The organism is Acetobacter orleanensis, from assembly GCF_001581005.1.
Lineage (GTDB): Bacteria > Pseudomonadota > Alphaproteobacteria > Acetobacterales > Acetobacteraceae > Acetobacter > Acetobacter orleanensis.
Genome location: NZ_LHZV01000039.1, coordinates 1 through 19,054, shown reverse-complemented (window position 1 = coordinate 19,054; position 19,054 = coordinate 1). Strand labels below are relative to the sequence as shown.

Sequence of the window (19,054 nt, the reverse complement as noted above, 5' to 3'; positions counted from 1 at the left end):
TTTATATCAACAACAACCTAATATTTACGATAGCTTTCCCTGACCCAGACTTTTTCGGATACTGCCCAGCATCTGCAAGAGTTAGCCTTGCCGGACCCATAGCTTCATGCCGCCTGCCCCTCCTCTCCGGACACAATCCATTCCGCTCAGGCGCAGGTTTACCCCTGACGCCGGGACGGATCTTCAACGCTGCCTTCTTTGTGAAACGCGTGAAAAGAGCGTCTGTAATGGCATTGGTGACACGGAACTGGCCATTCTATCACAGGCTTCCAAACGGCTCACTCTTCCCCCCGGCACCACCATGATTGAAGAAGGGACACCAGCAGTGGCCTTTTTTAATGTGACAGCCGGGACCGTTAAACTCTTTAAATCCCTGCCAGATGGACGTCGCCAGATTACAGGTTTTGCGGATGTGGGGCATTTTCTGGGCCTGACCAACGCCGGGACCTATTCCTTTGGGGCGGAGACAGTAAACACCGTGCAGGTCTGCCGTTTTCTGCGCCCGCAACTTGAAAAATTACTGACGGATTATCCGCTGTTCGAGAGACGGCTACTCGCAGAAGTCACTGATGAGCTGGCGGAAGCGCAGGAACAGATGCTGCTGCTGGGCCGTAAAACCGCGCGTGAGCGCGTAGCCAGCTTCCTGTTCAGCCGTATGTTGCCGCCGGCCACACCCAGCCAGCCAGACGCTGAAGGCTGTCTGGTATCTCTCCCCATGACGCGGGTGGATATTGCGGATTATCTCGGTCTGACCATTGAAACCGTCAGCCGCACCATCAGCGCCCTCCGGCGGGAGAAGACTATTACCGGCACCGATAACCACGGCATCCGGGTATTGTCCGTCAACCGCCTGCAGGAAATCGCCTCAGGGCAGGATAGTCGCTAAGCCTTTATCCGGATGCCATGACGGCGAGCGTGGTGCCTCCGACTCCTTGCTGTTCCACCAACCGCCCCCCAGAGCCTGAAACAGAGCGACGGTATCTGACAATCTGTCTGCTCTGGCCTGCGCCAGTCCTAACTGGGCCTGAAGCTGGGTCTGCTGCGCCTGAAGCATCGCAACCTCACTCACATCCCCAAGCCGGTACTGCGCTTGTGCAATATCCCAGCTTTCCGCCGCAGCCGTAGCGGCGGACGCATTGGCACCCAAAGCTGTCGCGTCAGAGCGGATGGCTGTCAGCGTATCCGCCACATCCTGCAACGCCGCGATCAGGACAGTGCGGTAATCTGCCGCCGCCTGATCATACTGCGCGCGGGCCGCATGTTCCTGATGCCGCAGCAGACCACCATCAAACAGAGGCTGTGTGATCATGGCCGCCAGAGTCCACTGCCCGAAACCCGGTGTCGCCATCTGCGCGATAGACGCCGCAGCAAAGCCCGGCGTGGCCCCAAGCTGCACATTAGGCAGACGGTTTGCCACCGCCACGCCAACCTGCGCGCAGGCCTCGTGCCAGTTGGCCTGCGCCGTGCGGATATCCGGGCGTTGCTCAACCAGACGAGCGGGGAGGCTGACCGGCAGGTCAACCGGCAAGCTCAGGCTCTCCAGCGTGAAAGAGGGTTCCGGGGCATCCGGCGCATCCCCCACCAGTGCTGCAATCAGATGTCTCTGCTGTTCCAACTGCTTTTGCAGCGGCGCCAGACTGGCTTCATTCTGCGCCAGAGAGGCCCGCTGCATGGCGACATCATTGCGGGAAAACTGCCCGACCTGCTCCTGCCTTTCCGCCGAGGCCAAGAGTGTGCGCTGCAAGGCGACGAGAGACTGCGTCGCCTCCAACTGCGCATTGAATGCGGCGTAATCAATCGCGGCCTGCACGACGGAGGAGGTCAGAGTCAGATAAACGGCCTGCAACTGGTCACGCTGCGCTTCACGCCGGGCTTTGGCGGCTTCCACCCCACGCCGTACCCCACCCCATAAATCCGGCACGTAAGAAATATTCAACTGCGCCGTGTGCACAGAATACAACCAAGCGTTGTTGTTTGGGATGGCCGAATATGTCCGGGACGTCTTGTTCCTAGTCGGGTTGAAGCTACCCGAAATCGATGGATACAGCGCGCTCTGCTGGGCCAGACGGCTTTCATTCGCTGCTGACAGCGCATCCCGCGCGGACTCAAGGGATGGATTCTGGTCCAGCGCGCGCCGCACCAGCCTGTCCAGCTCAGGAGAATGGAACAGCGCCCACCATTGCGGCGGAATATCCTGCCCCGGACGAAACACCTGCACCACGCTCTGCGGGCCAGCGGCCGCTACTTCCGCTGAACCTTTGACAGCCTGCGTCATGCTGCCTTTTCCAGCCTGCCCATACTCTGTGGGAGCAGGCGTTGCGGGCTTTTTGAAATCCGGTCCAACAGCGCAGCCGCTCAGAACCAGAGCGGTGGCCGCACAGAGCATCAGTTTTTTTGGCATCATGGCGCAGGTTCCCGTGCGGCGGCACGGCGCTCACACCACGCTTCCAGCTCGTAATAGAATGTCGGCAAGATAAACAGCGTCAGCAAGGTCGCAATCCCCAGCCCACCGACCACAACCGTCGCCAGCCCGCGCTGCACGTCCGTACCAATCCCGGTCGCCATCGCAGCGGGCAGCATGCCCATACTGGCGACGGTGGCTGTCATCAACACAGGGCGGAACCGCTCTCCGGCCCCTTCCAGCACCGCATCATACAGCGGGACACCCTGCGCACGATGACGGTTGAAGTTGGAGACCATGATAATCCCGTTCTGCACCGCCACCCCGAACAGGGCGATAAAGCCCACGGCTGTCGCCACGTTCAGCGTATCGCCGCGCGCCTGCAAGGCCACCAGTCCACCCAGCAATGCCAGTGGCACCACTGCCAGAATGAGTACGGCCTGCCGCATCTTGCGGAATTCCGCAAACAGCAGAACCAGCATGACCACCAGCATGATGCCCAGCGCCACACTCAGGCGGGCCTGCGCACGCTGCTGCTGCTCAAACGCACCAGCCCATTGCAGGCGGTAGAGACTGGTATCGAAATGCACCTGAGCAGCAATTTTCTGCTGGGCCTCCGCCATATACTCGGACAGAGGGCGCTTGCCATTATCGACCCGCAGCGTGATCTGCCGTTCCGTCATTTCATGCGAGATTGTGCCCTCGCCGGTTTTCAGGCCGATCTGCGCAACCATTTCTAGCGGAATCTGCGCGCCGTTGGCGGCTGTCAGCGGCAGATGCTCAAGTGTTCGTAGATTACTGACCGTTGCCGGAGGCACTCGCACCGTCATGTTATAGGTGCGGTCTCCGATATAGATCTGGGAGATCGGCCCATCCCCGATGGCGTTCCCGACCACAGCCATAATATCCGCAACGGAAATGCCATAGCGGGCGGCGGCCGCGCGGTCCGCCACGATATTGAGTTCGGGGATTTCCGGCTCCTGAAAGATCGAGGCTTCCGTCGTGCCTTTCACGGTTTTCAGAACATCGACAATCTGATTGCCGATGCGACGGATTTCCCGTGGGTCATTCCCATAAACACGCAGAACAAGTGCTGAGTGCGCTCCACCCACCTGATCATTCATGCCATCGGCAATCGGCTGGCTGATGCCGAAATCAATCCCCGGAATTTTAGCCAGACGCTCATGCAGCTTGGCGACAAACTGCGCCTTTGTCTCACCATGCGGCCAAGTATTATAAGGAGTCAGCCCCACCGGCACTTCGATATGGGAAGGTGTCCACGGGTCTGTGCCGGAATCATTCCGCCCCAACTGGGTGACGGCGTAGGATGTCTCCGGGAAGGTATAAATGGCATGGCGCACTTCATCCGCCATGGCCCCGGCTTTTTCCAGAGAAAGACCGGATGGAAGCTGCACCTGCAACCACAGAGCGCCTTCATCCATTTCCGGCAGGAACTCGCGCCCGGTATTCATCCCCAGCACCACTACCAGCACGAAGGCAATGGCCGCACCAATATAGGCCAGTAACGGACGGCGCATGGCGCTGGCCAGACCGTCATGGTACCAATGATGCAGTTTTTCCAACGGCTTGTTATGGAAAATCTTGTGCGGCTTGCGCATGGCCAGAAAAGCCAAGGACGGTGTGAGCACAATGGCGCTGAGCAACGCCCCCAGCAGCGCAAAGCTGACCGTAAAGGCCATCGGCCGGAACAGCCGCCCCTCCGCGCCTTCAAACGCAAACAGCGGGCTGTAGGCCACAATAATGACCAGCGTGGCAAACACGATGGCGCGGCCCACATGCTTTGTCAGCCCCTCCACGTCCTCCAGCGTCATGGTATGGTTCGGCTGTTCCTCCCGCATCCGCAGGATGGATTCCGTGACCACAATCGCGCCATCCACAATCACCCCGAAGTCGATCGCACCGAGGGAGAACAGATTGGCGGGCATACCCAGCAGGCTCATGAGGAGAAAGACCGTCGCCAGTGCTAGCGGGATTGTCACTGCTGCCACCAGCGCACTGCGCGGGCTGCCAAGGAAGAGGATAAGGATGACAAAAACCAGCCCCACGCCTTCCAGAACCGTGTGCGTGACCTTTTCCGTGGTGGCATGCACCAGATTGTCACGGTCAATATAAGGCACAATCCGCACGCCCTGCGGCTCTAGCTGCTTTTGCAGTTGCGCCACGCGGGCATGGAGGAGGTCCAGCACTTTTGAGGCGTTCTCGCCCGTGACCATGCTGACAATGCCCTCGATGGTATCCGGGTTTCCGTTTTTCCCCAGAATGCCCTCACGCACCTGATGCCCAAGCTGCATCCGGCCCAGTTCACGCAGAAAGACCGGCACGCCATCATGCTGGGTTACCGGAATTTCTCCCATCTCCTCCAGCGAGTGGATCATGCCCACACCGCGCACAATGTAGGACTGCTCCCCGCGCGCCACGCGGCCACCCCCGGCATTAACGCTGCTGCTGGTGATGGCTGTCAGAACATCATTCACCCCCACATGAAACCGCGCGAGGGCCGCCGGGTCCAGAAGCAGCTGATATTCCCGCGTGAAGCCACCGAAATTGTTGATGGCGGCCACGCCCTGCACCTTGGTCAGAGCGGGAACGACAATCCAACGCTGGATTTCAGACAACTGCATCAGATTCTGGCGGTCTGACTCCAGCGTGTACCGATAGATTTCCCCAGACGGGCTGGTGACAGGCCCGAGGCTGGCCGTAACACCCGCCGGGAGCGTGACCTGAGCCAACTGTTCCGTTACCCGCTGGCGGGCCGCGTAAACATTGACACCATCCCGGAAGATCAACGTGATGAGCGAGAGACCAAACGTGCTGCTGGAGCGGCTATTCGCCAACCCGGGCGTTGCCGCAAGCTGACGCTCCAGCGGAATGGTGATCTGCTGTTCCACCTCTTCCGCCGCCAACCCAGAGCTCTGGGTTGTGACCTGAACGGAGACAGCCCCAAGGTCCGGATAGGCTTCTACCGGCAGGTCTTTCCACGCCCAGCCGCCCCATAGGGCCAGCACGGCCATGGCCACAAAAACAATCCGGCGCTCGCGCAGGCAGGCCGCAATAATCTGCTCAATCATCGTTCAGCAGAACCCCGCCGCGTGTCACAATCCGTTCCCCGGCATTCAGGCCAGTCAGAACGCGCGTATCTTCCCCTTCATCATAGGAGATACCAATCTTGCGCCGCTTGAACGTCCATGGAGCAGTTTCCACAAAGACGGTTACATTATCATTGTTCATCAGCAGGGCGGACTGCGGAACCATCAGTCCCGGCGGCTGTTTAAGCTGTATGCTAACCGTGGCGAACATATTGGGGTGCAAATCTTCATCCGGGTTGGGCAGCGGGATCATGGCCCGCAGGCGGCGCGTTTCTGACCGGAGATCTGGCTCAATTGCCGCGATGTCTCCATGCAGAACGACCCCTTCCCGCCCCGGCAGCGTGAGGGAGACAGACTGGCCGATATGAATCTCATCCACATCTTCTTCCGGCACATCAGCCACCGCCCAGATTTCCGAAAGGTTTTCCACGCTCAGCAAAGGCGCTGTCAGGTCCGTAACATTCTGGCCGGGAGCCATGTTGACCGCAGAGACCACACCATCCACCGGGGAGCGCAGCACCAGCTTTCCACCAGCCGTAGCACTTTCCCCCAAAGACGCCAGACGGTCCTGCGCGCGGCGTTCTTCCGCCTGCGCCTGCGCCAAAGCCGCGCGGGCTGCCTCGACATCGCGCGTTGCGGCACCGCCAGCCTGTTTAACCTGCTGGGCGCGCGCCATGGCCAACTGGGCCAGAACCAGCGCAGCCCGCGCTTTTTCCTCATCCGTCGCGGCCTGCGCCATATCGCCCGCCATCAGCGTGGCCAGAGGCTGCCCATGCGTGACATGCTGGCCGGGCACAACGCTCAGCGCCATAACGCGCCCGTTCACGGGGGCCATAATCGGCACCTGACGGGAGGGTTCCGTCACAATCGCGCCCGGCACGGACAGGGTGTCCTTCGGGACAACAACCTGCACAGCCTCAACCGCCAGCCGTTTCCGCAGCGATGAGTCTTCAGGCACGGTCAGGCTTCCGTCCTGCCCTACGATAAGCGGTGTTTTTTCCGCCCATGCGGGGAGCCCCGCCAGATACACCATCGTAAAAAGACAGCCGAACACGCCCCGGCCTGCACGCAACCGCATAGTAAACCCCAGTCCAGCTCGCATCATGCGGCCTTGAACGGCAGATAAGAAAAACGAGAGAGTGTCATTGGGCGGATCGCTCCCACTTTATCAATGCGCAGGGGATACCTGCTCTGGACCAAAGCAAACAAGCCCTGAGGCTGGCCCACAGCTTTGTTGAATGTAAGGCATTAAGCTGATCTTGCTGAAAATTTCATCCATCTATCGCCGAATGTAATCAAAATTTTATAATAGTTTTTAAGTTCCGGCCGACCCACCGAAATTTTTTTACAGTTCCGGAAAGATTAGCGCAACGCAGGCACAAAAAAACGCTGGCCCTTCGCAGAGCCAGCGTTTTACCAGACCGGGGAACAAACCGGTCTCAGGTGTTGAAAGACACCTTAGTTATCGTCGTCATCCCCACCATTGCCAGAGGACGAATCTGCTCCATCCCCCGTGCCATCTGGAGAAATGGCGATGAAGAGGGATTGCCCATCCCGCAGAACCCGGAGAAGAACAGGTTTTTTAGCTGCCAGAGCCGCACGCACTGCCGTGACGGCGGCACGGGGAGAATCAACACTCTGGCTGCTGACAGACTGGATGACATCCCCGGGGCGAATCCCGGCCTGATCCGCCGGGGAGCCGGGTTGCACATCATTCACCACAACACCGTGCACCTCATTGCCCAGCCCAAGCTGATGGCGGAGGTCACCCGTCAGCGGTGTGAGCGATACGCCGAGATGCTGGCCAGAAGAAGCCCCGCCACCTTCAATCCCGCCATCATTGGACGCATTCGCGAGGTTGCCGATCTTGACTGTCAGCGTCTGCGGCTTACCTGCACGCAGGAAGCCGATTTTGGCGTCCGTTCCCGGAGCGACGGACGACACACGCACGGCCAGATCATGTGGTGAGGAGACCTTCTGACCATTGAAGTCAGTCACAATATCTTCCGCCTTCAGACCAGCTTTTTCTGCTGGGCTGTCCGGGCTGGTGCTGGCCACCAGCGCACCGGCAGGCGGCGCGCCCGGAGCCGGGACCGGCATATTCAGGGCTTTAGCCATAGCTGGGGAGATAACCTGCGCATTTACGCCCAGATACCCACGCACGACGTGGCCTGTCTTGCGCAATTGGTCCGTCACGCTGCGCACCGTGTCAGACGGGATAGCAAAACCAATCCCGATGGACCCACCACCGGAGGGAGAGAGAATGGCGGTATTGACCCCCACCACCTTGCCGTCCTGCGTGAACAGCGGACCGCCAGAGTTCCCACGATTAATAGGCGCATCAATCTGGATGAAGTTGTCGTACGGGCCTTCATTAATGTCACGACCGCGCGCTGAGACAATCCCGGCGGTAACCGTGCCACCCAGACCATACGGATTGCCAACGGCCACAACCCATTCACCGGGCTGCACATCATCAGATTCGCCCAGTTCGATAAAGGGCAGCTTCTGCGTTGAGGTGATTTTCAGAAGAGCCAGATCCGTCTTGCCATCCCGACCAATAATCTTGGCGGGCAGCGTCGTGCCGTCATCCAGCGTGACGGTCACTTTCGTCGCACCCTTCACCACATGGTTGTTGGTGACCACATAGCCATCGGAAGAAATCAGGAAGCCGGACCCACGCGCTTCAATCTGCTGGCGGGACTGCCGAGGGGCCATCTGGAAGGGGAAAGGAAACGGGAAAGGCATACCGCCGCCCATACCACCCATGCCACCGCCTTCACCCTCTACGGCATCCGCCTTGATGATGGAGGTAATGGAAACAACAGCCGGTTTGACCTGCTTGACCAGATTTACAAAATTAGGAAGCGTCTGGACCGGGCTGCTCGGCTTAATGGCCCCGGCATCCTCCGCATAAGCGGCAGAAAGGCCAGCCGGGCCAACGCCCATTGCCCCGGCACAGGTGACACCGGCCAGAAGGACCAGAAGTGTCTTGCGGCTAGTCCGCCCGAAAAACTTGGATACAGATTTTTCCGACATCACGATTCCGACTGTTCCCTTAAACTCTTGCCAACAGGGTCAATCCCCGCCGTGCGCATGGTTTAGACCCTCAGGCCAGTTGTCATACGCTTCTGCGGCTAACATGGTTCCTTGCCCACAAAAACAAAAGACCGGGCGGCAAGAAGACCATGATTTATATCAAGACTGTAACACGGATTACGAGGCAGATTCTGCTCCCTCGCCCGGCGTCCTTAGTCTCTGAAAAAAAGTTTTAAGGAGCAACGCAGCCTCACGCTCACGCACGCCGCCAATAATTTCCGGCCTATGAAGAGCCTCCGCCCGGAACGGCAGGCGCGGGCCATGTTCCACACCGCCACCCTTGGGGTCATACGCTCCAAACAACAACCGCCCTACGCGAAAATGCGCCAGAGCTGCCGCACACATGGGGCAAGGCTCCAGCGTAACCACAAGGGTACAGTCTGCCAGCCGCTGACCACCCCTAGCCGCTATAGCCTCCCGCATGACAAGCATTTCGGCATGGGCGGAAGGGTCATGCAGTTCCTCCACGCGGTTTCCCGCCCGTGCCAGCACAGTGCCGTCCGGCCCCAAAAGAACCGCACCCACAGGAACTTCCCCCCGTTGCGCGGCATTCTGGGCCTCACACAGTGCCAGTTCCATTCCGTTACCCATGTCGTGCGTGCCTTTTTCCACCCGTCTTGGCTCAACTGACCTCATGAGCGCTGTCATGCTGCAAAGCGGCTTAATCTCTCTACAAAAAGACAAAGCTCACCAAATATTTCAAACCTCACACGCCGTTCAGGAAAATAAGGCTGGATGCCTTAATTTAAATAGTCGTTTTTTCTTGCAAAAGCGCGATATTTCCTGCCATCATGCCTTAGAGATGCCATGATCTGTTCTGTAACAGACGGTTAACTCGCATGACAGTATCGGGCAAATCCGCCCGAGCACCACAGACGCGGAAAGGATTAGTACCATGCACAGTCTGTCTCTCATCCTCGCCGCCGCTGCAATCGGTCTCGGCCTTGCCGTTGTCGACCGGACGGTGAATGAGCCGGTAGCCCCCCATACACACGTTCATCCGATTTCCCTTCTGCCGGGCTGATCCTCTTTTTTCAGGAAAATTGTCCGGATTTTAGAAGAAGCACCTGTTTATCCCCGTGCAAACTCACGCGCGGTGTGGCAGGTGGTACGCTTCTTCCAGTTTCCCCTGAAAAAAGACACCAGAGTAAATGACTGCACGCCGCCCCGTTATCGGCATTACGCTTGACCATGAGGTGGGCGGCCCAGACCGTTATTCCCGCCTCCCTTGGTATGCGCTGCGGGAAAACTATTTATCCGCAGTCGCAACAGCGGGCGGCTTGCCTATCGCGCTTCCGCTCTTTCCCAAACTTGCTCCTGATTATATCAGCAGGATTGATGGGTTACTGATAACCGGCGGCGCGTTTGATATTGACCCCGCCCTCTATGGCGAAAGTGAACGCCATAGCAGCGTAAGCCTGCGGCCCGTGCGCACACAGGCCGAGCAGGCTTATCTGGCCGTGGCAATGGCGCGCCAAATGCCGGTGCTCGGTATTTGTGGCGGGATGCAACTCCTCGCGGTGGCTCTCGGCGGCACACTAATTCAGCATATTCCCGACGCCTGCCCCGACGCCCTGCCACATGAGCAGCCTAACCCGCGAAATGAAGCCAGCCATGCGGTTATCCTCACGCCGGAAACGCTATTGGCCCGCTGCGTAAGGCGGCCACGTATGGCTGTTAATTCCTCTCACCATCAGGCTGTGCGAACCCCCGGGCGCGGGATTATCAATGCTGTGGCGGAAGATGGGCTGATTGAAGGGGTGGAAGACCCGACCCTTCCTTTTTGCCTTGGGGTGCAATGGCATCCGGAATTTGGCATAGACCCGGGTGACCGGAGTATTTTGAGCGCCTTTGTACAGGCAGCAGGAGAACAAGAGTGACGCAGGAATCGCGTGGAGAACGCATTGCCAAATGGCTGGGCCGGACCGGGGTTGCCAGCCGGCGTGATGCCGAGCGGATGATTGAAGAAGGACGGGTGAAACTCAACAACCATCCCGTGACCCATCCTGCCACGTTTGTCACTCCTGACGACCTTGTGCAGGTGGATGGCAAGGTGGTGGAACAGCCCCAGCGCACCCGCCTGTGGCGCTATCACAAGCCTGATGGGCTCGTCACAACCCATAAGGACCCGGAAGGACGCCCGACGGTTTTTGCCTCTCTGCCGGAAGGCATGCCGCGCGTTATCAGCGTGGGGCGGTTGGATTTGAACAGTGAAGGCCTGCTGCTGCTGACCAATGATGGCGAACTGGCCCGCAGGCTGGAACTGCCCACCAATGGCTGGCTGCGGCGTTACCGCGTACGCGTGTTCGGCGTGGTGGATGAGGCCCGTCTGGCGTCACTCGCCAACGGTAGCGTGTTTGATGGCGTCAAATACGGGCCAATTGAAGCCGGACTTGATTCCCGCAAGGGTGATAACGCGTGGCTGACCGTCTCCCTGCGTGAGGGCAAAAATCGCGAAATCCGTAAGGTGATGATGGGGCTGAACCTGCATGTCAGCCGCCTGATTCGCACCAGTTATGGCCCCTTCCTGCTTGGCACCCTGCAACGAGGAGAACTGGAAGAAGTGCCCGGCAAGACCCTGCGGGAACAGATGCCCAAAGCCTCAGAAAAAACAGCCCCCCGCAAACCTGCCTCCAGCACTGCTGGCAGGAAGGCGCACTAATCGTGCGGATTATTGCAGGGGACCGCAAAGGCCGCGTGCTGGCCGCCCCAACCGGCACCACAACCCGCCCTACAGCAGACCGGGTAAGGCAGGCTATTTTTGACATCCTGCTCCACGCTCCATGGGGCGGCCCGGATTTGTTCAATAGCGCGCGCGTGCTGGACGCTTTTGCAGGCACCGGCGCATTGGGGTTGGAAGCTCTCTCACGCGGGGCGGACTACGCCACGTTTTTTGAGAAAGACCGCGCGGCCCTTGTCGCCCTGCGCAGCAATATTGCCGGATGCCGGTGGGAAGACCGCAGTAAAGTCATCCCACGGGACGTTACAAAACCAACCCACGCTCCGGCTCCGTGTTCCCTGCTGTTTCTGGACCCGCCGTACCGGCAGGATCTACCGGCCCGCACACTGGCAGCACTCCATGCGCAGGGTTGGATTGCCCCCAATGCGCTCGCGGTGATTGAAACTGCGGCACAGGAACCGCTGCCGTTGCGGCTGAACAACGCGGAAGAGGTTGATATTCCTCCGGAAATTCTCATCGTGGCGGAGGGAGAAGACGCACCACCTCCCCCCGTTTATGCGGGTACATTGCTGGCGGAACGACGGCACGGCGCGGCACGACTGTCTATCTGGCGACTTTAAAAACACCTGAAAACGTGCCCGTCCGGGCCAGAAGACCTCGGACTGGCACGCAGTTTTGAAACTAGAATCAAACCAGAACTGGCGACCCATGAAGGAGTGCGCTACACTGGTAGAATACTCTTTCTCTTGTTTCAGAAAACGGGATCACTGATGGCTGGCAGCGTCAATAAAGTTATTTTAGTGGGCAATCTGGGCAAAGACCCGGAAGTCCGCACCAGCCAGAACGGCATGAAAATTGTTTCTTTTTCTATTGCCACCAGTGACACATGGAATGATCGCGCCTCTGGTGAACGCCGGGAACGGACGGAATGGCACCGTGTTGTCATTTTCAATGATCGTCTAGCGGATGTCGCGGAACGCTTCCTGCGCAAAGGCCGCAAGGTCTATCTGGAAGGCGCTTTGCAGACCCGTAAATGGACCGACCAGTCCGGGCAGGAACGCTACACAACGGAAGTCATTGTTGAGCGCTTCCGTGGTGAACTGGTTCTGCTGGATGGCCGCAACGGCGGTGATGGCGAAGAGTCCGGCGGCTATGGTGGCGGCAACAGCAGCTACGGCGGTGGCGGTGGCGGCAATGCTGGTGGCGGTTACGGCGGCGGAAGCGGCGGTGGTTACGGCGGCGGGGCGATGGGAGGCGGCGATTTTGGCGGCTCTTCCGCCCCACGCCAGAATGCGCCCTCGCGCGGTGGAGCCGGTGGTGGCAATTCTGGTGGCTGGGACGCACCCGGCAACAGCGATCTGGACGACGAAATCCCCTTCTGATCGGCCGACAAGGTCTGACAGTCCCTTTCTCTCATCCGGCCTCCTGCCGAAGAGTCGCGGTCTGTCATTAACGGGGCTTTTCCGTCATGACACCTGCATCCTTCGCTTTTCGCTTTTCTTCTCGCCTTCCCACAGTGCTGACACTGTGTGGGGCGGGATGCACTTTTCTTCTTCCCCTTCTATTTTTTTACAGCCGTGCGCTCAGCGATATTATCGCGACGGTTATCGGCTGCCTTTTCCTGCTCTATTCCGCTGTGCAGAAGGACTGGCAGTGGACCCGCAAGGACTGGCTGCTCCCGGCGGCCCTGTTCTGTGGCCTCTGCCTGATGTCCTCCCTTGTTGCCGGACAGCGCGGCGCATGGATTCAGGCCCTCTGTCTGCCGCGTATCCTGCTGCTTGCCGCGGCTATGGAAAGCTGGATACTGGTTTCCGCCGCACGCCGCCGGGTGCTGAGTGCAATTTTACTCGTGCTGGCCTTCTGGCTGATTGGTCAATGCTGGAAGCAGTATCTGACCGGCACCAATCTGCTCGGCTATCCTGCGGCGGATGATGGTGCGCTGACCGGCCCCTTCGTCAAGCCACGCGCCGGGTTCACGCTGCTTATGCTCTTTTTCCCGGCCCTGATGCCGATTGTTCTGTACGCCTTTCACACCAGACGCTTATCCGCATGGGTGGCCAGAGGCGCGCTTCTGGTGCTGAGCGTGACGACAATGGTTTTAATTGGCCAGCGCATGAGCAATGTCCTGCTCATGTTCGGCTTGGTCCTAACAGCCATGCTGGTCCGCCGCTTTCGCCTGCCCTTTGTGGTCATTCTGGTCGGCATGGTCGGGCTTGTTGCCAGTCTGCCCGACATCTCCCCCCGCACCTATGAAAAACTGGTGCTGAAATTTTCCAGCCAGCTACAGCACTTTACCCAGAGTGATTACGGACGGTTATTCCGTACGGCTGCCGCGATGATTGCCTCGCACCCATGGCTGGGGCTTGGCATGGATGGGTTCAGAAACTTCTGCCACACGCCCTTCCATACGGATGCGCTGACAGCTCTTGGCTTCCCCTCGCTGGAGAGTGACACGGGGAAAGGCTGCAACATCCATCCGCATAATTACTATCTGCAAATAGCCACCACAGCAGGCCTGCCGGGGCTGATTTTATTCGTATGGATGGCAGTGTGCTGGTTGCGCACTGGTTTGCATGCGCTCTCCCCAGCCCGCAACCCGCAACAGGCCATGCTGTTTGTTTTATGCTGCGTGCTGCTCTGGCCTATTGCGTCCACCAGTGCCCTGTTTTCCTTTCCCACAGCAGGCTGGTTTTTTCTGTTTATAGGGTGGATGCTGGCGGCATCGGAAAACGCTGGCACCGCGTATCACAACAACACCAATCCGGTACTTTGTAATAAAATTTAAATATTTCCGTTTATTAAAATTCAGCCGCTATACTATTTAACGAGCATATCAGGCAGGCAGCAGCGGTATGCCGCCTTTTTTTCTTTCTCCAAAATCTCATAATGTTCTTGGCGTTCGCGGTTCACGCCGCTATAAGCCGCGTCATTCTTTCAAGGCAGGTGTCCTGTCATTGCAAAGGCTGACAACTGACATGATTACTCTACCGCCAGACTATCGCCCGTCAGACAATGAAGAGTTCATGAACCCTCTTCAGACGGAATATTTCAGACAGAAACTTCTGAAATGGCGTGCTGAACTCCTCAAAGAGGCCGGTGATACCCTTGCCAGCCTTTCAGAAGGGGGCATCCATGAAGCCGATATTACTGACCGCGCCAGCGTGGAAACAGACCGTGCGCTGGAACTGCGTACCCGTGACCGCGCTCGTAAGCTGATTGGCAAGATCAACCTTGCTCTCCAGCGCATTGAAAACGGCTCCTACGGCTATTGTGAAGACACCGGTGAGCCTATCACCCTCCGTCGCTTGGAAGCCCGCCCGATTGCGACCCTGTCCCTTGAGGCACAGGAGCAGCATGAACGGATGGAAAAAACCCATCGTGATGATTAATTCCGCCTTTTAGGTGGAAACAGACTTGCGGCGTTCGGCACGAACAGCTAGAACGCCGCCACCGGGCTGCTGTAGCTCAGTGGTAGAGCACTCCCTTGGTAAGGGAGAGGTCGACAGTTCAATCCTGTCCAGCAGCACCACGATTTTCCCCGGTTTTTATAATTCTGCTCTTTTCCAGTCTCCGGCTGTTAGGTCAGGATACGGCATACTTCCCATGCGGACTATGCCAGCACTTTAACCAGCCAGACTGGCCCCCAAACAAACCGAAAAAGCACCTGACGACACAGATCGTGGGTAAACCTGTGGATAACGGGTGCAACCACGGTGCACGACTCAGAAAACTGGTAAAAAGCGACTCCATAGACTGTGGATAATTCTCTGGATTTCAGAAGAAATCGCAGCAAAAACCCAGCGCTTAGAATGGGTTGAAGCCATAAGAGCAAGGTCTATGGGGGGCAAAACCCTTAGACGCCGTTCTATGATGAAAAAAGGGGCTGAATGAACAGCCCCTCTTCCTCAGCCAATAAGGGTTGTCCCCTTTAGCGCCCCGGACCGCCGGGGCCTCCAGCAGGACCACCACCGCCACCCGGCCCATTTCCTCCGGCAGGACGTCCCGCACCCGGCCCCGGTGGGCGAGGGCCAGCGCCCCAGCCCGGTCGGCCATGCGGATAAGGTCGACCGGGGCGCGGAGCAAAACCGGGACGGCTGCCACCGGAAAGGGGCGCGCGCGTCTGTCTGAATAGCCCCAGCGTGGGCCATAGCCGTAATAGTCATCATATCGGGCATAAGAGGGGCTATAGCCGTAATAACTATACCCTCTGCCATGGACCGGGCCTGCGCAGCCAGACAAGGCGCCAACCAGCGCCAGCCCCAGACAACCCAAAATCAGAGGAGTACGTTTCATGCGGCTTGCTCCTGTCGCCTTGATTGAAAGTGGGTGAGGAAACTACCCAACTTTGACCAGAACATGATGCTTCTTGCCAGAAGACAACCGAATGGCCCCGTCTGCCATGTCTTTTTCTGAAATCACGGTGTTTTCATCCTGCACCACGGCGTTATTGACCCGTGCGCCGCCGCCGCGCACCAGTCGGCGGGCTTCTCCGTTGGTTTTCACCAATCCGGCTTCCACAAACAGGCGGAACACCGGCACACCTTCCGCCAGCATGGCCTGCGGCACACTATGCACGGGCAGGTCGGCAGCCGCGACCTTACCCTCTTCAAAAGTCTGACGGGCCGCTTCCGCCGCAGCCTGCGCCGCGTCGCGCCCGTGGCACAGAGCGGTGGCTTCGGTTGCCAGAATTTTCTTGGCTTCGTTAATCTCAGCGCCCTGCAACGCTTCCAGACGGGCACACTCTTCCAGCGGCAGGTCCGTAAACAGACGCAGGAAACGGCCCACATCCGCATCTTCCGTGTTGCGCCAGAACTGCCAGTAATCAAACACCGGCAGGCGGTTTTCAGAAAGCCAGACAGCCCCGTTGGCCGTCTTACCCATTTTGGCACCGGAGGAGGTTGTCAGCAGTGGCGTTGTCAGCCCCATCACGCTGGCCTGATCCGTGCGGCGCACCAGATCCACACCGGAGACAATATTGCCCCACTGGTCAGACCCGCCAAGCTGAAGCGTGACGCCATGGCGGCGGTTCAGTTCCCGGAAGTCGTAGGACTGGAGAATGGAGTAGTTGAACTCCAGAAAGGTCAGCCCCTGCTCACGATCGAGACGGTTCTTGACGGAATCAAAGGACAGCATGCGGTTAATGGAGAAATGCACCCCAATGTCCCGCAGAAGGTCGATATAGGCCAGCTTGTCCAGCCAGTCCGCGTTATTGACTAAAATAGCCCCCGACCCAACGTTGCCGGAGGCATCGTCGCTAAAGGTGAGAAACTGACGCAGGCAGCCTTCAATCCCGGCAAGATTGGTGCGGATGGTGTCTTCCGTCATCAGTCTGCGGGCTTCCTCACGGAAGGATGGGTCGCCAATTCTGGCCGTGCCGCCACCCACCAGCGCCACGGGGCGATGGCCATGCTTCTGCAACAGGCGCAGCATCATGATCTGGATTAGGCTGCCCACATGCAGGCTGTCTGCTGTGGGGTCAAAACCGATATAGGCCGCAACGGAACCCTTCACCATCGCCTCATCCAGTGCAGCGGGGTCCGTGCACTGGAAAATGAAACCGCGCGCCGCGGCTTCCTGCATGAAGGAACTCTGAAATCCGTTTTCGACCATTCTTTTTAATTCCTGTTTACGCCTCTGCCTGCCGCCAAAGCAGAATATTCCGGATGATGCTCTAGCACGGGCCAGACACCGGAAGAACCTCTTACCGCCCTATCGGTCAGGCAGTGCCACCCACTGTCAGGCCGGTCATTTTCAGGGTGGGTTGACCCACCCCGACCGGCACGCCCTGCCCGGCCTTGCCACAGGTGCCAATGCCGGGGTCCAGTTCCATGTCTTTCCCGATCATGGAAACATGGGTCATGGCGTCCGCCCCGTTCCCGATAAGCGTGGCTCCTTTGACGGGAACTGTAATCTTCCCGTCTTCCACCAGATAGGCTTCAGACGCCGAGAACACGAACTTGCCGGACGTAATATCCACCTGCCCGCCACCAAAATGCACAGCATACAGGCCGCGCTTCATGGAGCGAATCATTTCCTCCGTAGAAGCCTGACCGGGCAGCATGAGCGTATTGGTCATGCGCGGCAGAGGCATATGGGCATAGGACTGACGGCGACCATTGCCTGTGGGTGCCACCCCCATCAGCCGGGCATTCAGGCGGTCCTGAAGATAGGCTTTCAGAATCCCGTCCTCAATCAGTGTGGTCCGGCCTGTGGGTGTGCCTTCATCATCAATGGTCAGGCTGCCGCGACGATCCGGTAGAGAGCCATCATCAATCACCGTCACACCCGGCGCAGCAACACGGGTGCCCATGCGCCCGGCGAACACAGACGTTCCCTTGCGGTTGAAGTCCCCTTCCAACCCATGCCCGACCGCTTCATGCAGCAGAATACCGGGCCAGCCAGCCCCCAGCACCACTTCCATCTCTCCCGCCGGAGCAGGCTGGGCTTCCAGCGCGACCAACGCTTGCCGCAGGGCTTCGTTGACCGCACCCTGCCATGTTTCTGCTTCCAGCAGGCGGTTGATGGCATAGCGCCCCCCCAGCCCGTAGCTGCCGCTTTCACGCTTGCCGTCCTGCTCCACCACAACGGAGACATTCAGCCGCACCAGTGGGCGCAGATCCGCCACCCGCGCGCCATCCGCACGGATAATCTGCACGGCCTGCCATTCCCCGGAAAGAGACGCCATGACCTGCACCACGCGGCTATCCCTGCCACGGGTATAAGCGTCAATCTGGGTCAGCAGGCCGGAACGAGCGGCAAAATCTGTCTCACCCAGCGGGTTGGCATCAGTATAAAGACGGAGATTGGTGGAGCGCGGCGCATCCGCCATGGTGCCGGAACGCCCGCCACGCACGGCGCTGACGGCGTCTCCCGCCCGCGCCAGCGCGGACCGACTGAGGTCATCGGAATGGGCAAAACCCGTTTCCTCTCCCAGCACGGCCCGCAGGCCAAAACCGCTGCTGGTATCAAAGGAGGCAGACCGGATAACGCCATCATCGAGCGCTATGCTTTCACTCTCCCGATATTCCAGAAACAGCTCGCCATCATCCAGCCCGTCCAGCGCTTTACGGGTCAGGGCTTCCGCGTCAGCGCGATCCAGCAGGGCTCCCGGTCTGTCAAAAAACATCTGGTCTGTAACCGCCAGAGCGCCCGGGCTTGAAGGAATGGACGACATGAACAAAACTCCTGACAGAACGAAGGCTCCGGGTCATAAGGTCTCCCGGCAGAGTGCGCAGAGCATAAACAGTTAAGGGCTGCCGCAAAACCCACAAGGGGTTTCATCGTTTCTGCCTGATGAGCAGAGACACGGCGTGACCTTTTTCAAAGGCCTTGCCAGACTGACCGCTGCGGCCCTTTCCCGCGCCCCGGCGTTCCGCCGCAGCAGATGAAGGACGATTATGAGCGCATATCAGAACAGGACACACGTCACGACTCAGACGAGCCGGTCTGCAACACCCGCAGTCTGTGCCCCGTGTGCATCCCACAGTTCCACCCTGCGCCTTGCCATGATCTGTTTTCTGGCAGCAACACCTGCGCCTGTTCTGGCTCAGACTTCTTCTCCGGATACGCCGTCGACCGCAGCCGCGCGCGTGCCAGCCTTGCCCACTGCCCCGCCGGAACCGCCCGTTATGACCTCCCCCTCTCCGCACACAGAAACACCTGTGGCTCAGGCAACACCCGCAGCCAGAATGGAGACCGCACCGGCAGCCCCCACGGAAAGCACGCCCTCCGCTGCTCCTGCTCCTGCTCCTGCTCCTGCTCCTGCTC

The 19,054-nt window shown here is 58.9% G+C and carries 16 protein-coding genes, 1 tRNA gene and 1 pseudogene; 10 read left to right on the top strand and 8 right to left on the bottom strand.

The genetic code is table 11. The annotated features are described in order from the left end of the window. The first annotated feature begins 106 nt into the window (after positions 1 to 106). A complete protein-coding gene (locus AD949_RS01515; RefSeq protein WP_052944588.1) occupies positions 107 to 886 on the top strand; it encodes a Crp/Fnr family transcriptional regulator in 780 nt (259 codons plus the stop codon). Here AD949_RS01515 and AD949_RS01510 read toward each other — a convergent pair. The 5 genes from AD949_RS01510 to AD949_RS01490 all read right to left on the bottom strand — a co-directional run bounded on the left by AD949_RS01510 (position 866) and on the right by AD949_RS01490 (position 9,243). Next, on the bottom strand, positions 866 to 2,404 hold the full coding sequence (locus AD949_RS01510; RefSeq protein ID WP_048836590.1) for an efflux transporter outer membrane subunit: 1,539 nt from the start codon (positions 2,402 to 2,404) through the stop codon (positions 866 to 868). The two genes, AD949_RS01515 and AD949_RS01510, sit on opposite strands and share 21 nt — an antisense overlap. Next, the gene (locus AD949_RS01505; RefSeq protein WP_048836591.1) at positions 2,401 to 5,490 is read right to left on the bottom strand and encodes an efflux RND transporter permease subunit; all 3,090 of its coding nucleotides are present in this window, start codon (positions 5,488 to 5,490) and stop codon (positions 2,401 to 2,403) included. The genes AD949_RS01510 and AD949_RS01505 overlap by 4 nt, the downstream gene beginning before the upstream one ends. After that, positions 5,483 to 6,586: an efflux RND transporter periplasmic adaptor subunit gene (locus AD949_RS01500; RefSeq protein ID WP_244463424.1), complete on the bottom strand. Its 1,104-nt coding sequence runs from the start codon at positions 6,584 to 6,586 to the stop codon at positions 5,483 to 5,485. The genes AD949_RS01505 and AD949_RS01500 overlap by 8 nt, the downstream gene beginning before the upstream one ends. Positions 6,587 to 6,966: 380 nt before the next feature. Beyond that, positions 6,967 to 8,457, bottom strand: coding sequence for a trypsin-like peptidase domain-containing protein (locus AD949_RS01495; RefSeq protein WP_371277374.1), 1,491 nt, complete (start codon positions 8,455 to 8,457; stop codon positions 6,967 to 6,969). A 267-nt stretch (positions 8,458 to 8,724) separates the two neighbouring features. Then, positions 8,725 to 9,243 (bottom strand): nucleoside deaminase, encoded by a 519-nt coding sequence (locus AD949_RS01490; protein WP_244463425.1) that lies wholly within the window; start codon positions 9,241 to 9,243, stop codon positions 8,725 to 8,727. A gap of 259 nt (positions 9,244 to 9,502) precedes the next feature. Between AD949_RS01490 and AD949_RS14605 the strand changes: the two genes are divergently transcribed. The 8 genes from AD949_RS14605 (at position 9,503) to AD949_RS01455 (ending at position 14,816) form a co-directional block, all read left to right on the top strand. Next, positions 9,503 to 9,631: a hypothetical protein gene (locus AD949_RS14605; RefSeq protein ID WP_257007544.1), complete on the top strand. Its 129-nt coding sequence runs from the start codon at positions 9,503 to 9,505 to the stop codon at positions 9,629 to 9,631. A 127-nt stretch (positions 9,632 to 9,758) separates the two neighbouring features. Then, a complete protein-coding gene (locus AD949_RS01485) occupies positions 9,759 to 10,487 on the top strand; it encodes a gamma-glutamyl-gamma-aminobutyrate hydrolase family protein (protein ID WP_048836594.1) in 729 nt (242 codons plus the stop codon). Then, positions 10,484 to 11,269, top strand: coding sequence for a pseudouridine synthase (locus tag AD949_RS01480; protein ID WP_048836595.1), 786 nt, complete (start codon positions 10,484 to 10,486; stop codon positions 11,267 to 11,269). Before AD949_RS01485 ends, AD949_RS01480 begins: the two co-directional genes overlap by 4 nt. Then, entirely contained in the window at positions 11,269 to 11,907 is a 639-nt protein-coding gene (gene rsmD, locus AD949_RS01475) for a 16S rRNA (guanine(966)-N(2))-methyltransferase RsmD (protein WP_174766795.1), read from the top strand. The genes AD949_RS01480 and rsmD overlap by 1 nt, the downstream gene beginning before the upstream one ends. Before the next feature lie 150 nt (positions 11,908 to 12,057). Then, positions 12,058 to 12,669, top strand: coding sequence for a single-stranded DNA-binding protein (ssb, locus tag AD949_RS01470; RefSeq protein WP_048836597.1), 612 nt, complete (start codon positions 12,058 to 12,060; stop codon positions 12,667 to 12,669). Positions 12,670 to 12,755: 86 nt separating this feature from the next. Continuing rightward, positions 12,756 to 14,072, top strand: coding sequence for an O-antigen ligase family protein (locus AD949_RS01465; RefSeq protein ID WP_052944589.1), 1,317 nt, complete (start codon positions 12,756 to 12,758; stop codon positions 14,070 to 14,072). 190 nt (positions 14,073 to 14,262) lie between these two features. Continuing rightward, positions 14,263 to 14,676 carry an RNA polymerase-binding protein DksA gene (gene dksA, locus AD949_RS01460; protein ID WP_048836604.1) on the top strand — a complete coding sequence of 138 codons (414 nt, stop codon included), beginning with the start codon at positions 14,263 to 14,265 and terminating at the stop codon, positions 14,674 to 14,676. A 65-nt stretch (positions 14,677 to 14,741) separates the two neighbouring features. Then, positions 14,742 to 14,816 (top strand) — tRNA-Thr (locus AD949_RS01455). 275 nt (positions 14,817 to 15,091) lie between these two features. Here AD949_RS01455 and AD949_RS01450 read toward each other — a convergent pair. The 3 genes from AD949_RS01450 to tldD form a co-directional block, all read right to left on the bottom strand. Then, positions 15,092 to 15,580, bottom strand: a complete 489-nt coding sequence (locus AD949_RS01450) for a hypothetical protein (protein WP_244463426.1) — start codon at positions 15,578 to 15,580, stop codon at positions 15,092 to 15,094. 42 nt (positions 15,581 to 15,622) lie between these two features. Next, positions 15,623 to 16,897 (bottom strand): tyrosine--tRNA ligase, encoded by a 1,275-nt coding sequence (tyrS, locus tag AD949_RS01445; protein ID WP_048836598.1) that lies wholly within the window; start codon positions 16,895 to 16,897, stop codon positions 15,623 to 15,625. Between the two features lie 106 nt (positions 16,898 to 17,003). Next, positions 17,004 to 18,461 (bottom strand): metalloprotease TldD, encoded by a 1,458-nt coding sequence (tldD, locus tag AD949_RS01440; protein ID WP_048836599.1) that lies wholly within the window; start codon positions 18,459 to 18,461, stop codon positions 17,004 to 17,006. A 223-nt stretch (positions 18,462 to 18,684) separates the two neighbouring features. Between tldD and AD949_RS01435 the strand changes: the two are divergent. Further along, positions 18,685 to 19,054: pseudogene (locus AD949_RS01435) on the top strand (hypothetical protein); the annotation flags it as partial.

What these genes read in the sequence shown, in the direction of transcription:
- AD949_RS01515 (WP_052944588.1), top strand. Translation starts at nt 107, where the DNA reads ATGCCGCCTGCCCCTCCTCTCCGGACACAATCCATTCCGCTCAGGCGC.
- AD949_RS01510 (WP_048836590.1), bottom strand. Translation starts at nt 2,404, where the DNA reads ATGATGCCAAAAAAACTGATGCTCTGTGCGGCCACCGCTCTGGTTCTG.
- AD949_RS01505 (WP_048836591.1), bottom strand. Translation starts at nt 5,490, where the DNA reads ATGATTGAGCAGATTATTGCGGCCTGCCTGCGCGAGCGCCGGATTGTT.
- AD949_RS01500 (WP_244463424.1), bottom strand. Translation starts at nt 6,586, where the DNA reads ATGCGGTTGCGTGCAGGCCGGGGCGTGTTCGGCTGTCTTTTTACGATG.
- AD949_RS01495 (WP_371277374.1), bottom strand. Translation starts at nt 8,457, where the DNA reads ATGGGCGTTGGCCCGGCTGGCCTTTCTGCCGCTTATGCGGAGGATGCC.
- AD949_RS01490 (WP_244463425.1), bottom strand. Translation starts at nt 9,243, where the DNA reads ATGAGGTCAGTTGAGCCAAGACGGGTGGAAAAAGGCACGCACGACATG.
- AD949_RS14605 (WP_257007544.1), top strand. Translation starts at nt 9,503, where the DNA reads ATGCACAGTCTGTCTCTCATCCTCGCCGCCGCTGCAATCGGTCTCGGC.
- AD949_RS01485 (WP_048836594.1), top strand. Translation starts at nt 9,759, where the DNA reads ATGACTGCACGCCGCCCCGTTATCGGCATTACGCTTGACCATGAGGTG.
- ssb (WP_048836597.1), top strand. Translation starts at nt 12,058, where the DNA reads ATGGCTGGCAGCGTCAATAAAGTTATTTTAGTGGGCAATCTGGGCAAA.
- AD949_RS01465 (WP_052944589.1), top strand. Translation starts at nt 12,756, where the DNA reads ATGACACCTGCATCCTTCGCTTTTCGCTTTTCTTCTCGCCTTCCCACA.
- dksA (WP_048836604.1), top strand. Translation starts at nt 14,263, where the DNA reads ATGATTACTCTACCGCCAGACTATCGCCCGTCAGACAATGAAGAGTTC.
- AD949_RS01450 (WP_244463426.1), bottom strand. Translation starts at nt 15,580, where the DNA reads ATGAAACGTACTCCTCTGATTTTGGGTTGTCTGGGGCTGGCGCTGGTT.
- tyrS (WP_048836598.1), bottom strand. Translation starts at nt 16,897, where the DNA reads ATGGTCGAAAACGGATTTCAGAGTTCCTTCATGCAGGAAGCCGCGGCG.
- tldD (WP_048836599.1), bottom strand. Translation starts at nt 18,461, where the DNA reads ATGTCGTCCATTCCTTCAAGCCCGGGCGCTCTGGCGGTTACAGACCAG.